This is a genomic window from Kocuria varians (assembly GCF_006539885.1).
GTDB classification, from domain to species: domain Bacteria; phylum Actinomycetota; class Actinomycetes; order Actinomycetales; family Micrococcaceae; genus Kocuria; species Kocuria varians.
Genome location: NZ_BJNW01000010.1, coordinates 1 through 14012, shown reverse-complemented (window position 1 = coordinate 14012; position 14012 = coordinate 1). Strand labels below are relative to the sequence as shown.

Annotated in this window: 12 protein-coding genes; 3 read left to right on the top strand and 9 right to left on the bottom strand. The window is 71.4% G+C overall.

What is annotated here, in order from left to right:
• Positions 1–44 precede the first annotated feature (44 nt).
• Entirely contained in the window at positions 45–1184 is a 1140-nt protein-coding gene (locus KVA01_RS06645) for a bifunctional 2-methylcitrate synthase/citrate synthase (RefSeq protein WP_141269452.1), read from the top strand.
• Between the two features lie 84 nt (positions 1185–1268).
• On the opposite strand, the gene KVA01_RS06640 is transcribed toward KVA01_RS06645, so the two are convergent.
• From KVA01_RS06640 to KVA01_RS12930, 9 genes are all read right to left on the bottom strand, one after another.
• Entirely contained in the window at positions 1269–2330 is a 1062-nt protein-coding gene (locus KVA01_RS06640; RefSeq protein ID WP_233438795.1) for a site-specific tyrosine recombinase XerD, read from the bottom strand.
• Entirely contained in the window at positions 2330–2986 is a 657-nt protein-coding gene (locus KVA01_RS06635; RefSeq protein ID WP_068467010.1) for an NUDIX domain-containing protein, read from the bottom strand. Before KVA01_RS06635 ends, KVA01_RS06640 begins: the two co-directional genes overlap by 1 nt.
• A 196-nt stretch (positions 2987–3182) precedes the next feature.
• On the bottom strand, positions 3183–4898 hold the full coding sequence (pyrG, locus tag KVA01_RS06630; protein WP_082810170.1) for a CTP synthase: 1716 nt from the start codon (positions 4896–4898) through the stop codon (positions 3183–3185).
• A gap of 52 nt (positions 4899–4950) precedes the next feature.
• Positions 4951–6663 (bottom strand): DNA repair protein RecN, encoded by a 1713-nt coding sequence (recN, locus tag KVA01_RS06625; protein WP_068471194.1) that lies wholly within the window; start codon positions 6661–6663, stop codon positions 4951–4953.
• Complete coding sequence (locus KVA01_RS06620) at positions 6660–7769, bottom strand: NAD kinase (RefSeq protein WP_231860716.1); 1110 nt, start codon at positions 7767–7769, stop codon at positions 6660–6662. The genes recN and KVA01_RS06620 overlap by 4 nt, the downstream gene beginning before the upstream one ends.
• A gap of 46 nt (positions 7770–7815) precedes the next feature.
• Complete coding sequence (locus KVA01_RS06615; RefSeq protein ID WP_141269450.1) at positions 7816–8592, bottom strand: TlyA family RNA methyltransferase; 777 nt, start codon at positions 8590–8592, stop codon at positions 7816–7818.
• Between the two features lie 7 nt (positions 8593–8599).
• A complete protein-coding gene (locus KVA01_RS06610) occupies positions 8600–8926 on the bottom strand; it encodes a hypothetical protein (protein WP_068471197.1) in 327 nt (108 codons plus the stop codon).
• A complete protein-coding gene (locus KVA01_RS06605) occupies positions 8923–9945 on the bottom strand; it encodes an HAD-IIA family hydrolase (protein WP_068471199.1) in 1023 nt (340 codons plus the stop codon). Before KVA01_RS06605 ends, KVA01_RS06610 begins: the two co-directional genes overlap by 4 nt.
• Positions 9938–11152: a hypothetical protein gene (locus tag KVA01_RS12930; RefSeq protein ID WP_068471201.1), complete on the bottom strand. Its 1215-nt coding sequence runs from the start codon at positions 11150–11152 to the stop codon at positions 9938–9940. The genes KVA01_RS06605 and KVA01_RS12930 overlap by 8 nt, the downstream gene beginning before the upstream one ends.
• 147 nt (positions 11153–11299) lie before the next feature.
• On the opposite strand from KVA01_RS12930, the gene KVA01_RS06595 reads away from it, so the two are divergent.
• Entirely contained in the window at positions 11300–11770 is a 471-nt protein-coding gene (locus KVA01_RS06595) for a hypothetical protein (RefSeq protein ID WP_141269448.1), read from the top strand.
• A 753-nt stretch (positions 11771–12523) separates the two neighbouring features.
• A complete protein-coding gene (locus tag KVA01_RS06590) occupies positions 12524–13738 on the top strand; it encodes a dicarboxylate/amino acid:cation symporter (protein WP_068471204.1) in 1215 nt (404 codons plus the stop codon).
• Positions 13739–14012: the final 274 nt, after the last annotated feature.

Below are 14012 nucleotides of genomic sequence, written 5' to 3'. Positions count from 1 at the left end.
CCTGTTCACTCTTGCCTGTCCACCGATGTCGAAGGAGATCAATCGTGGCCGATACCGAAATTCGCAAGGGCCTCGCCGGGGTCGTGGCGGACGCCACCGCCGTGTCCAAGGTCAACGCCGAGACGAATTCCCTGCTCTACCGCGGCTACCCCGTGCAGGAGCTCGCGCAGAAGTGCTCCGCGGAGGAGGTTGCCCTCCTGCTGTGGAACGGTGAGCTGCCCTCCCAGGAGGAGCTGAGCGCCTTCCAGGAGCTCGAGCGCTCCCACCGCGCCCTCACCCCCGGGCTCAAGCGTGTCATCGACGAGCTGCCCACCATGTGCCACCCCATGGACGTGTGCCGCACCGCGGCCTCCGTGATCGGCGCGCAGCACCCGCTCGCGGAGGACAACTCCCCCGAGGCCGAGCTGCGCAAGGCCCAGGAACTGTTCGCGGTGATGCCCGCCGTGGTCTGCTACGACCAGCGGCGTCGTCACGGCCAGGACGTCGTGGAGCCGCGCGAAGACCTCGACTACGCCCAGAACTTCCTCTGGATGGCCTTCGGCGAGGAGGCCGCGCCCGAGGTCGTGGACGCCTTCCGCGTGTCGATCATCCTGTACGCGGAGCACTCCTTCAACGCCTCCACGTTCACCGCCCGCGTCATCACGTCCTCGCTCTCGGACCTGCACTCCGCCGTCACGGGTGCCATCGGCGCGCTCAAGGGCCCGCTGCACGGCGGCGCCAACGAGGCCGTCATGCACACTTTCGAGGAGCTCGGCATCCGCAAGGAGGAGACCGCCGAGGAGGCCGAGAAGCGCGCCAAGGAGTGGATGGACCAGGCGCTCGCGGAGAAGAAGAAGGTCATGGGCTTCGGGCACCGCGTGTACAAGCACGGGGACTCCCGCGTGCCCACCATGCAGGACGCGCTGTTCCGCATGCTGGCCCACTACGACCGCCAGGAGATGCTGGGGCTCTACAACGGGCTGGCCAAGTCCATGGACGAGGCCAAGGGCATCAAGCCCAACCTGGACTACCCCGCCGGGCCCACGTACTGGCTCATGGGCTTCGACATCCCCACGTTCACGCCCATCTTCGTGTGCGCCCGGATCGTCGGGTGGACCGCGCACATCCGGGAGCAGCGCGCGGCGAACTCGCTGATCCGCCCGCTCTCCGCCTACAACGGGCCGGACGAGCGGCACCTGGACTGAGTCCTCGGTCCACCACGTGACAGGGGCCCGCGTTCCCCTCCCGGGGAGGCGCGGGCCCCTGTCACTGCGCGCACCCGAAGACTGTCAGCGCGCCCGCGGGTGCGAGGTGGCGTAGACCTCGCGCAGCGATTCCACGGACACGCGCGTGTAGATCTGGGTCGTGGCGAGCGAGGCGTGGCCCAGCAGCTCCTGCACGACCCTCAGGTCCGCCCCGCCCTCGAGCAGGTGGGTCGCGAAGGAGTGGCGCAGGGTGTGCGGCGTGATGACCTCCTCCTTGTGGATGGTCCGCGCGGCGTCCTTGACCATGTTCCACGCCGTCTGCCGGGAGATCCGTGACCCTCGCGCGTTGAGGAAGACCGCCGGGGAGCCCTTGCCGTGGCGGGCCAGCTCCGGCCGGGCCCGCACGAGGTAGCGGTCCAGCGCCGCCACCGCGAAAGACCCCACGGGCACGAGCCGTTGCTTCTCGCCCTTGCCCTGCACCCGGATCAGGGCGAGGTCCTCGTCGTGGAGGCCCGCGACGTCGTCCACGTCCAGGGCCACGGCCTCGGAGATGCGGGCGCCGGTCGCGTAGAGCAGCTCCAGGAAGGCGCGGGCGCGCAACCCGGCAGGGGTTTCCGGGTCCGGGGCCGCCAGGAGGTTCTCGACCTCCGTCACGCCGATCGCCTTGGGCAGCCGCTGCCCGGGAACCGGAGGACTCACGCGCGAGGCGACGTCCGTGTCCACGCTCGACTCGGTCGTCCAGAACGCGTGGACTCCCCGCACGGCCGCCAGCACGCGCGCGCTGCTGCGGGCCGAGAGCGCCGCGCGGCCATCACCGCCCTCGCGCAGCACGCGGACGAAGGCCCGCACGTGATCCGTGGTGATGTCGCGGGGCACGCGGACGTCGCGCGCCGTGGTGGTGAGGTGCTCCAGGTAGCGCGCCAGGTCACGCCGGTAGGCCGAGACGGTGTTCGCGGACAGGCCCCGTTCGACGACGAGGTGGTCCAGGTACCGCCCGACGGCGCGGCGCAGCTCCGGGGCCGCCTCGCCCTCGGGGCCGGCCGGCGGTTCCTCCCGCAGCGGCAGCGCCTCCGAGATGACCGGTAGCGGCTCGGTGATCGGGCCGTCCTGTAGTTCTGTGTCCTCTACATCGCGCCCCTCCAACATCACCCCTCGAGACCGGGCCGCGCGGGCCACGCGGCGTCGGCGGGTCGGAGGGTGCTCCACCCCCGGGACCTGGCCGTGTGCGCGGCCATGATGCCGAGCGCCGCCGCCGGGGAGAGGATGCGCCCGTCCAGCACGGCGTCCACGGCGTCGTCGAGGGGCGCGAAGCCCGCCACGATCTCGGCCTCCTCGCCCTCGCGTTCGAAGCGGTCGTCCGTGTCCACCTCGCTCAGCCCGCGGGCGAGGAAGATGCGGTTGGCCTCCGCGGAGGAACCGGGCGAGTTGTCGAAGTCCACGAGCACGTCCCAGTGCTCCGCGCGAAGGTCCGCCTCCTCCCCCAGCTCGCGCCGGGCGGCGTCGACCGCGGGTTCGCCCGCGATGTCCAGGAGGCCGGCGGGGATCTCCCACATCCTCAGGCCCACGGGGTGGCGGTACTGGTTGATGAGCAGGATCCGGTCCTGCTCGTCCAGGGCCACGATCGAGACGGCGCCGGGGTGTGTGATGAACTCGCGGACCAGGGGCTTCTCCTGGTCGGCCATGCGGAACGTCTCGCGGCGCACGTCCCAGATCGCACCCTCGAGAACGGTCGAGGACTCGTCCACGGTGTGCTGATCCGGGCGGTCACGCAGCTGCTCCGCAGTGATGTCGATGAACTCCATGGTGCTCCGTTCCTGGGTGGACCGAGGTGGATCGTGTCGCCGACCGATCACCGGTGTCGGATGCCCGTGGCCCCTTGCTGACCGGTGCCACCCGCCGGAGGTGGTCCGGCCAGGTACGGGCCGGCTCGGTTCGGTTGATGAAGCGTGGACCAATGAAAAGTGGTGGACGCGGCACACCGCGTCCACCACTTCGTGCTCAGACCCCGGCCTGGACCCCGCGGCGCTCCAGGGCGGCCTTCACGAGACCGTCGAAGAGCGGGTGCGGGCGCGTGGGGCGCGAGGCGAGCTCCGGGTGGGCCTGGGTGGCCACGTAGTACGGGTGCTCCTCGCGCGGCAGCTCGACGAACTCCACGAGGGTGCCCTCCGGGGACGTGCCGGAGATCCGCAGCCCGGCTGCGGAGAGTGCCTCGCGGTAGGCGTTGTTGACCTCGTAGCGGTGCCGGTGGCGCTCGGAGACCTCTGTGGTGCCGTACGTCTCCGCGACCACGGAGCCCTCGGCCAGCGCCGCCGGGTACAGGCCCAGACGCATGGTGCCGCCCAAGTCGCCGGTGCCCTCGACGAACTGCTTCTGCTCCTCCATGGTCGCGACCACGGCGGTGTCCGTCTCCGCGTCGAACTCCGTGGAGGACGCGTTGGGCAGTCCCACGACGTCCCGCGCGTACTCGATGACCATGCACTGGAGGCCCAGGCACAGCCCCAGTGTCGGGACCTTGTGCTCGCGCGCCCACTTCAGCGCGCCGAGCTTGCCCTCGAGCCCACGGATGCCGAACCCGCCGGGAACGCAGACGGCGTCCACGTCGCCGAGCTCTCGCTGGGCGCCCTCGGGGGTGTCGCAGAGGTCCGAGGCAACCCACTTGAGATTGACCTTGGCGTTGTTGGCGAAACCGCCGGCGCGCAGGGCCTCGGAGACCGAGAGGTACGCGTCCGGGAGGTCGATGTACTTGCCCACGAGCGCAACCGTGACCTCGTGGTCCGGCTCGTGCACCGCGGTGAGCAGCCGGGACCACTGGCGCAGGTCGGCGTCGTCGTAGTCGAGGCCCAGGTAGTCCAGGATGTACGTGTCCAGGCCCTGGCTGTGCAGGGTGTTGGGAATGTCGTAGATGCTGGGGGCGTCCGCGCAGGAGATCACGGCGTCGAGGTCCACGTCGCACGCGCTGCCGACCTTGCGCATCATGGCGTCCGGCACGTCCCGGTCGCAGCGCAGCACCAGGGCGTCCGGCTGGATGCCGAGACCGCGCAGCGTGGCCACGGAGTGCTGGGTGGGCTTGGTCTTCAGCTCACCCGACGGGCCGATGAACGGGATCAGGGACACGTGCAGGTAGAACACGTTGCGCCGGCCCACGTCCTGGCGGACCTGACGGGCGGCCTCGATGAACGGCTGGGACTCGATGTCACCCACCGTGCCACCGATCTCGGTGATGATGATGTCCGGTGCGTTCTCGTCCTCCGCGCGGCGGCGCATCCGGCGCTTGAGCTCGTCCGTGATGTGCGGGATCACCTGGACGGTGTCGCCCAGGTACTCACCGCGGCGCTCCTTGGCGATCACGGTGGAGTAGACCTGGCCCGTGGTCACGTTCGCGGAGGCGTCGAGGTTCTCGTCGAGGAACCGCTCGTAGTGTCCGATGTCGAGGTCCGTCTCGGCGCCGTCGTCGGTGACGAAGACCTCGCCGTGCTGGAACGGGTTCATGGTGCCCGGATCCACGTTGAGATAGGGATCCAGCTTCTGCATGGTCACGGACAGCCCGCGCGAGCGCAGGAGCATGCCGAGCGACGATGCCGTGAGGCCCTTGCCGAGGGAGGAGGCAACGCCTCCCGTGACGAAGATCTGCCGGGTCACCTTGCCGTTGTTCTTTTCTGTGCCTGCCTCGTGGGCGGCGTCCTGAGCATTCACCACGGGATTCGATCCTACCATTCGTGTCAATCGGGGATCGGGGGCTGGGGTCGTGCTGGGGGGTCTTGGGAGATCAGGCGGTGGCGTCCCGCATGAGCTCTCGGGCGTGCTCGCGGGCTGCGTCGGAGTCCTCGTGGCCGGCCAGCATCCGCGCGAGCTCGACCACCCGCTCCTCGTCCGTGAGCACTTTCACGTCCGAGACGCTCGAGTCCGAGGACTTGGTCACGAGCACGTGCTGGTCCGCGAAGGCCGCCACCTGCGGCAGGTGCGTCACTACGAGCACCTGGACGTTGCGAGCCAGCATCTTCAGCCGCCGCCCGATCTCCACCGCGGCCTTGCCGCCCACGCCGGAGTCGACCTCGTCGAAGACGAACGTGGGGACGGGGTCCACCTCGGAGAGCACCACTTCCAGGGCGAGCATGATGCGGGAGAGCTCACCGCCGGAGGCACCCTTGCCGAGGGGACGCGGTGTGGCGCCTGCGTGCGGTGCGAGCATGAACTCGATGGTGTCCCGGCCGTCGTCGGTGAAGCGTTCGGCGGCCTCCACCGCGACCACCAGGGTGGCGTTGGGCATGGCGAGCGCGGTGAGCTCCTCGCTCACCGCTGCGGAGAGCCGTTCGGCGGCCGCGCGGCGCAGTTCCAGAAGGGTGGCGGCGTGCGCCTCGAGCGCCGCGTGCAGGGCCTCGCCCTCGGCGCGCAGCTCCTCCTCGCGCTGGGGGTCCACCACGAGCTCGTCGAGCGTGGCCCGGGCCTCATCCGCCCAGGAGAGGACCTCGTCGATCGTGGCACCGTACTTCTTGGTCAGGGTGCGCAGCGCACTGCGCCGGGACTCCACCTGCGCGAGCCGGGCGGGACCGTCCTCGTCGAGTCCGCTCGCGTAGCCGGAGAGGTCCGCGGCCACGTCCGCCGCGACCACGGTCAGTTCCCGCACCCGTGCGGCGAGCGCGGCGAGGTCCGGGTCCGCGTCCGACTCGTTGTCCAGGGCCTGCTGCGCCTGGGACAGGAGGGCGACGGCGTTCGCGTCCGGGGCGTCGTCGTCGTCCGAACCGCTCAGGGCCGTGCGCGCGGTGGTCGCCGCGCTGCGCAGCGCCTCCAGGTTCGTGAGCTTCTCGCTCTCGGCGTCGAGCTGGGTGTCCTCGCCGGGCACGGGCTCCACGGCGTCGATCTCCGCGAGCGCGGTGGTGAGGCTCTGGGCCTGCAGGGCGCGTTCGCGGGCATTGTCCTTGGCGGCGCGCAGGGTGGCGACAACGCGGCGGTAGCGGGCGAGCTTCTCCCGGAACAGGGCGAGCTCCTCGGCGACCGGCCGGCCGGCGTAGTCGTCCAGGGCCTTGCGCTGGGCCGCCGCCGTCTTCAGCCGGAGCTGGTCCGACTGGCCGTGCACGGCCACCAGGGTCTCCCCCACGGCGCCGAGCGTTCCCACGGGAGCCGAGCGGCCACCCACGTGGGCGCGGCTGCGGCCCTCCGCGGAGACCGTGCGGGAGAGCAGGACGAGCCCCTCCTGGGCACCGTCGACCTCCTCCCGGTCCACGGTTCCGCCGGACTCCTCGACGAGCGCGATCGCCGCGTGCTCGGCGGGCACCCGCACGGTGGCCTCCGCGAGCGCCTTGGCGCTGCCGGAGCGAACGGAACCGGCGTCCGCGCGGTTGCCCAGGAGCATGCCGAGCGCTGTGACCACCATGGTCTTGCCCGCGCCGGTCTCGCCCGACAGGACCGAGAGCCCCGGTCCCAGGGGCAGCACGGCGTCCGTGATGACGCCGAGGTCGTGGATGTGGATCTCCTCGATCACGACGCCGTCCCCCTTCCGGAGGTGCCGTCCGCGTCCCGGGGCGGGCGCATCCCGTCCGTGGGCCGCGGGTCGCCATGATGCGTGTCGCCGTGGTGCGGGATCTCCCGCCCCACGGTGAGCTTGGGCTGGTGCTCGTCCTGCGAGACCACCTTCGTGGTGGGCTGGACGAGCGGCAGTGCGGTGGTCATGGTCTCCACCTGTTCACCGGGCATGGGGCCGCGCCATCCGGCAATGGGCAGCTCGAACTTCTTCACGAGACGTTCCGAGAACGGCGTGGCGTGCATGCGCGCGAGGTTCACGGACTTCTCCGAGCGACGCACCTCGATGCGAGAACCGGGCGGGAGCTCCACGGTGCGCCGGCCGTCGCACCACAGCACCCCGCGGGCGTCCGTGCGGGTCAGCACCTCGACGGCCATCATGGAGCGCGGCGAGATGACCAGCGGACGCGAGAACAGCGCGTGGGCGGACAGCGGCACCATCAGCAGGGCCTCGACCTCCGGCCAGACCACCGGGCCGCCGGCCGAGAAGGCATAGGCGGTGGAGCCCGTGGGGGTGGCCATGACCACGCCGTCGCAGCCGAACGTGGACAGCGGCCGCCGGTCCACCTCGGTCACGACCTCGATCATCTTCTCGCGGTCGCCCTTCTCCACGGAGGCCTCGTTGAGCGCCCACGTGTGCAGCACCTTGCGCCGGTGCACCCACACGGTCACGTCCAGGGCCATGCGCCGCTCCACGGTGTAGCGGCCGTCCACGATCGCCTCCACGGTCTCGCTGAGACCGGAGCGCTCCGACTCGGCGAGGAAGCCCACGTGCCCCAGGTTGACGCCCAGCAGGGGTGTGTCGACTCCGCGCACCAGTTCCGCCGCGCGCAGGATCGAGCCGTCCCCGCCGAGGACCATGACGATCTCGATCTCCCGGAGAGCGACGTCCTCCTCGAGGATCTCCACGGGTGCCAGGCTGAAGCCGTCCGCGCGCAGCGCCTCGAGGTCCGGCCGCGAGAGCACGGGCACGAGGCCTGCGGCCGAGATCTGCTCGCAGGACTGCCGGGCGGCGTCCTTGGCCTCCGGACGCCCCGTGTGGGTCATCACCAGGATTTTGCGGGTCACGAGTGCGGGTCCATCCTCCTGCGGTCGGTTCCCACGGTGGGCTGACTCAGCCAAGACTACGCGAGCCCTCCGACGCGGACAGCGCCCCGGGGCGGTGGGCCCACACGAAGACCTCGACGTTGCCGTCCTGGCCGGGCAGGGGGCTCGGCACGGTGCCGCGGACCTCCAGACCGGCGTCGACGGCGCTGCGCACCACGCGCGCAACCGCCGCCTCGCGGACGGACTGCGAGGTGACCACGCCGGTGCGGGAGAGGTTGTGGACCCCCACCTCGAACTGGGGCTTGACCATGAGGAGCAGGTCGCCGCCGGGCAGCGTGGCACCGGCGAGCGCCGGCACCACCAGGGTCAGGGAGATGAAGGAGAGGTCGCACACCGTCAGCTCCGCCGCTCCCCCGATCTGTTCGGGATCCAGGTGGCGGACGTTGAGTCCCTCGTGCACGCGCACCCGGGGATCCTCGCGCAGGCGGTCGACCAGCTGGTCGTGGCCCACATCCACCGCAACGACTTCCCGCGCGCCGCGGCGCAGCAGAACGTCCGTGAAGCCGCCGGTCGAGGCGCCCGCGTCCAGGCAGCGCAGCCCGGCCGGGTCCACCGCGGTGAAGGCCTCCAGCGCACCCACAAGTTTGTGACCCGCCCGGCTCGCGTACTCGTCCTGCGCGGAGGGCTCGACCACGACGTCGTCGGCCTCCCCCACCACCAGTGACGGCTTCACGACCACCTCGCCGTTGACTCGGACCCGCCCCTCCTTGATGCGGGCGGCGGCCACCGTGCGGGAGCGGGCGAGACCCCGCGCGGTCACCTCGCGGTCGAGACGCGGGACCACCGGGCCGCTACCGTTCCGCCCCGAAGGCGCCGGGGCGCGAGGACGCGTGGTGGCCCGAGGGCTCTCCACCCTCCGGAGTCGTCGCCCAAGCGCCCGCGAGGGCGTTCCCGGGGCGCTCCTCCGCCTGGGAGGTGCCGGACGCCGGCCCACCGGTCAGCCCGGTCGGCAGCGCACCCGGGCGCTCCTCCAGCACGCGCTCGAGCTGCGCGTGCAGTGCCTCGTAGGCGGCGGAGCGCTCGGTCACGGGAAGCAGGGCGATCTCGGCCTCCCTCGCGAGCACTCGGTCCACCGGGTCCAGACCCGTGTGAGGAGGTGCGGGACGCTCGTCGCTCACGCCCGGTCCTGCCAGTCGAGTGTCGGGGCCGCGGCGTCGTGCGGATTTTCGGCCCACCACGCGGCGCACGCGGCGCGCCAGCCGTCCAGGTCCTCGCGCGGCGCCGTCACGGTCACGACGCCGCTCGCCACCTCCGCGCGCGCCGCACCGCAGCGCGCGCTCACGCGGCCTTCCTCGCGGTCCACGTCCACGCGCGGATACGGCCCGAAGAGTTCGCGCAGCGTCCCCAGGAGGTACGTGGGCCGCTGCTCGGGCGCCGCCGCCAGAACGTTCTCGGGGCCGTCCACACCGGTGAGCACCTCGATGCTCTCCATGCCGGCGTTGTGGGCGCCCAGGATGTCCGTGTCCAGACGGTCGCCCACGACCACGGGCCGCCGAGCACCCACGCGGTCGGCGGCCTCGGTGAAGATCGGCGCCTCGGGCTTGCCCGCCACAAGGGGCTTCCGACCTGTGGCCTCCGCGACGGCGGAGACGAGCGTCCCGTTGCCCGGCGCGATCCCGCGTTCCCGGGGGATCGTCCGGTCGGTGTTCGTGGCGCACCACAGCAGGGACTCGTCCGCGAGCGTGAACGCGGCCTCCGCAAGGTCCGCCCAGCCCAGGTGCGGGTCGAAGCCCTGCACCACCGCGCCGGGCTCCTCGTCCTGCGTGCGCACGGGCACCAGGCCCACGGCACGGATCTCGTCCGCGAGCGCCGTGGCACCCGTGACCAGCACGCGGGTCGACGGCGCCAGCCGGTCCGCGAGCAGCGCCGCCGCGGCCTGGGCCGAGGTCACGACGCTGTCCACGGTGGTCGGCGCGCCCAGCGAGGAGATGTGCTCCGCGACCGCGGACGGCGGACGCGAGGCGTTGTTCGTCACGTACATGACCGCGCGCCCGGCCTCGCGGACACGCCGCAAGGATTCCGGAGCGCCGTCGATCGCGTTCGGACCCGCGTAGACCACGCCGTCCAGATCGCACAGCAGCGCATCGAAGCGCTCGACGAGGGCCTGCCCCTCTTCCTCGGACGAACGCTCAGTCATCGGCGCGCTCCGGGTGCTGCGCAGCGGCGCTGTCGCCGTGCGTCGCCTCGGTCGCCTCGGCGGAGCCTGCGATGTGGGCGTGGAAGCCGTCCGCGTCCTGAACAGCGACGGCCTCAGGGCCAGGGGCAGCGGAACCATGGGCGGCCGTCTCCTCTGCACGACCAGCTTCCGGCGCGCCGGGGCGGTCGGCATCGGTCGCAGCAACGACCGTGCCGTCCTCGGCCGGCCGCCCGTCCACGGTGACCGCGGAATCGCTGTGAGCGGCGTCCTCGCGGGCGTCGTCCGCAGGGGGTGTGTCCCTGGAGGGAGCAGCCGTGGCCGAGTCCTCATCATTCGCGCGCTCGCCCCCTGGCGCGTCGACGCCTTCGTCGGGGGTCAGCACGTCCTCTGCCGCGGCGGTCTCGGCCGCGGCGTCGTCGTCACCGGTTGTCATGTCCGAGGACCCCGCCGACTCGAGATCGTCGGACTCCCCGGGTGCCCCCGCACTGTGACGCTTCTGCGCCTCGCGGACGGTCCGGGCAGCCTCGTCCTCGTCGAGGTCGTCGCCGAGGTCCACGATCTCCGGCTCGGAGAACTGGCCCATGCCCAGGGCGGCCTCCGCGACGATGGCCTGACGCTCCCACGTCATGGACTCCTTGTCGCGTCCCACGGCACGCAGCGCCTCGGCATAGGCACGGAAGAGCTTGGGGCTGTAGGAGAAGCCGCGGTTCTTGTCGAGCTGCGGGATCTCGAGGGCCGCGAGGGCGGCCTCCGGATCGCCGGCGTCCGCGTGCATGCCCGAGATCACCATGGCAAGCTCCACCTTCGCCTCGGTGTCCAGCGACGCCGCGGCCTCCGAAGTCGCCTCCTCCATGGCTTTGCCCGCCCGGCCGAGGGCCCGCTGCGCGTCGACCATCATGGGCAGGTGCTCCTGCGAGCCGGAAATGCGCCGGTGGGTGCGCAGCTCCTTGAGCGCGAGCGCGTAGTCACCCGCGGCATAGGCGGCGACGCCGGCGGCCTCGCGGACGACGCCGATCCGGCCGGCCGTGCGCACGGCCGCGTTGGCGTGTTCCAGTGCGAACTCCGGGTCCTCGTCCACGTAGCGCGCGGCCATGACCAGGTGCTTGGAGACGCGCTCCGCGTTGCTCGGCTCCAGCGCGTCGAGTTCGTGCCGGGTGACACGGTCGATCTCGCGACCGGTCACGTCCGGGTCGATCTCCGGCGCCACGAAACGGGGCCGCGCATCGTCAGAAGGACGTCGCCGGTCGTCACGGTCGAACCGGCCGCCCCCGGAGCTGCGGTCCGAGCCGCGGTCACCACGGCGGTCGTCGCGGCGGTCACCCTGCCGGGAGTATCCGTCGCGAGAGTCGTGCCCGTGGTCGAAGCGGTTGCCGCCACCGCGGCGGTCGTCGTCGGGACGCGGCCCCCCGCGCCGCTCGTCACCACGACCGCCACCCCGGCGGTCGCCGCCGAAGCCGCTGTCCCGCCGGTCGAAACCGCCCTCTCGACGGTTGTCACGTCGGTCGTCCCGGCCCCGATAGCCGCCACCGGCGCGCTCGTCCCGACCGCCCCGACGGTCGTCGCGGAAGTCTCCGCGGCCACCCCGGTCGGAACGACGGTCGACACCGCCCCGGTCCTCCCGACGCCCACGGTCCTCGTAGCGACCACCGCGATCCGAGCGACCCGCGCCGCCGGAGCGCTCGTCACGGCCCCGGTAGCCCTCGCGGTCCTGGGAACGGTCCGCACTGCCGCGGTAACCGCCGCCGCCCGAGGAGCGCTCGTCGCGTCCTCGGAAGCCACCCCGGTTCTCCGACCGGTTGTCGCGCCCGCCGAAGCCGCCGCGTGAATCCTGACGGTCGTCGCGACCCTGCGAGCCGAAGCCACCACGCGAACGGTCGTCCGACCCGCGGTAGCCGCCACGCGAGCTGTCGTCACGGCCCCTGTAGCCACCGTTCGAGCCCTGACGGTCATCCCGGCTCCGGTACCCGCCGCCAGTGCTCCGGCGGTCATCGCGGCCACGGTAGTCACCTGTGGCGCGGTCATCCCGACCTCCGGCACGGTTCCCCCGTGCGTCGTCGCGACGGTCGTACCCGCCGCGCGCGCCGCCGTCGTTGCGGCGCCGGTCGTCACGTCCACCACCGAAACCACCCTCGCGCCGCGCTCCACCCCGGTAGCCGCCGTCCCGGTCCTCGTCCCGACCGCGGAACCCGCCGCGCTCGGAGCGGTCGTTCCCGCCCCGGTAGCCCCCGCGGCGGTCGTCGCGACCACCCCGGTCCTGGCCCTGGGAACGGTAGCCGCCGCGCGCGCCGTCGTCCCGACGATCACGGTCCCGGGAGAACCCGCGATCGTCGCGCCGGTCGTTGCCCTCCTGCGAGCGGTCCTCGCGGTCGTGGGATCCGTGCTGTTCCGATGCGCTCAAGGCGTGACTCCTACTGCGGCCCGTGGCCACGACGTGTCGGACGCCGACTGGTCGCGGCGCCCACTGCTCTCCCCGCATTCTACTAAGCCGACGCCGAACACTCCCACCACGCCAGCGCCGCCCCGCCACGCGAAATGGCGCGCGGAACGGGACCGGTCCCTCGACCAGAGATAATGAACCATGCGTTTGAGATCCCTTTCCAAGAACCTGCTGCTGCGGGTCCTCGTCGCCATCGTCCTGGGAATCGTCGTCGGGCTGTTCCTACCGGAGTGGTTGGCCCGGGTGTTCATGACCTTCAACGGCATCTTCAGCCAGTTCCTCGGCTTCCTGATTCCGCTCATCATCGTGGGGCTCGTCACGCCGGCTATCGCGGACCTCGGCCGTGGCGCCGGCAAGTGGCTGGCTGTCACGGCCGCCATTGCCTACGGCTCCACGATCTTCGCCGGTCTGCTGGCGTTCCTCGTCGCCAAGGCCACCTACCCGTGGATACTGGGCGGTGAGCGCACCGTGAACGGGCTGGAGAACCCCGAGGACCACGCTCTGTCCGGGTTCTTCGAGATCACCATGCCCCCCGTGTTCGACGTGATGACCGCGCTGGTGCTCGCGTTCTGCCTGGGCGTGGGGATCACGCTCATCAAGGGCAACGTGCTCCACGACGGCTTCTCCGAGCTGCGCACGATCGTGATGCGCATCGTGGAGAAGGTCATCATCCCGCTGCTGCCCGTCTACATCTTCGGAATGTTCCTGGGCCTGACCATGAACGGCCAGATCATGCTCGTGATCACCACGTTCCTGCGGGTGGTGATCCTCGCGTTCATCATGACCATCGTCATCCTGGTCATCCAGTACTGCATCGCCGGTCTCGTCGCCCGCCGCAACCCGTTCGTCATGCTGAAGAACATGCTTCCGGCGTACGCGACGGCGCTCGGCACGGCCTCCTCGGCGGCAACCATCCCCGTGACCCTGGCCTGCACGAAGAGGAACGGTGTGGACGACCGCGTCGCCGGTTTCACCATTCCCCTGTGCGCGACCATCCACCTCTCGGGCTCCACCATGAAGATCGTGCTGTTCTCCCTCGCGATCATGACGATCTCGGGCATGCCCATCAGTACCGGCCAGTACATCGGCTTCGTGTTCCTGCTGGGCGTCACCATGGTCGCCGCACCCGGAGTTCCCGGCGGAGCCATCATGGCCGCCGTCGGCATCCTGCAGTCGACCCTCGGTTTCGACCAGACCGCCGTGGGCCTCATGATCGCCACCTACGTGGCGATCGACTCGTTCGGCACAGCCTGCAACGTCACCGGCGACGGCGCCATCGCCTCAGTCATGGACCGCATGCTGCGAGGCAAGGACGGTCAGCTGCGGGACGCGCCGCCCGTGCCGGCAGCCTCCTAACCCCCCACTGCTGGGAGCAAACCACAACACCGATAGAAGACGACAGAGGGCCCTGCGCTCCGCTGCACAGCGGAGCACAGGGCCCTCTGGCCATCCCCAAGCGCGGCCACGCGCCCGCCACAGTCGCCAGGGGGCACCCAGCAGGCCTCCCCGCTTGTTGCACCAGAGTCCACAGGCAGCGCAGCGGCATACGCCATACGGCGCAGGGGAAGGGCAGGAGAAACACCACGCAGGGCAGGGAAAACACAAGGGCCCCGGGGTTCGTCACCATCAG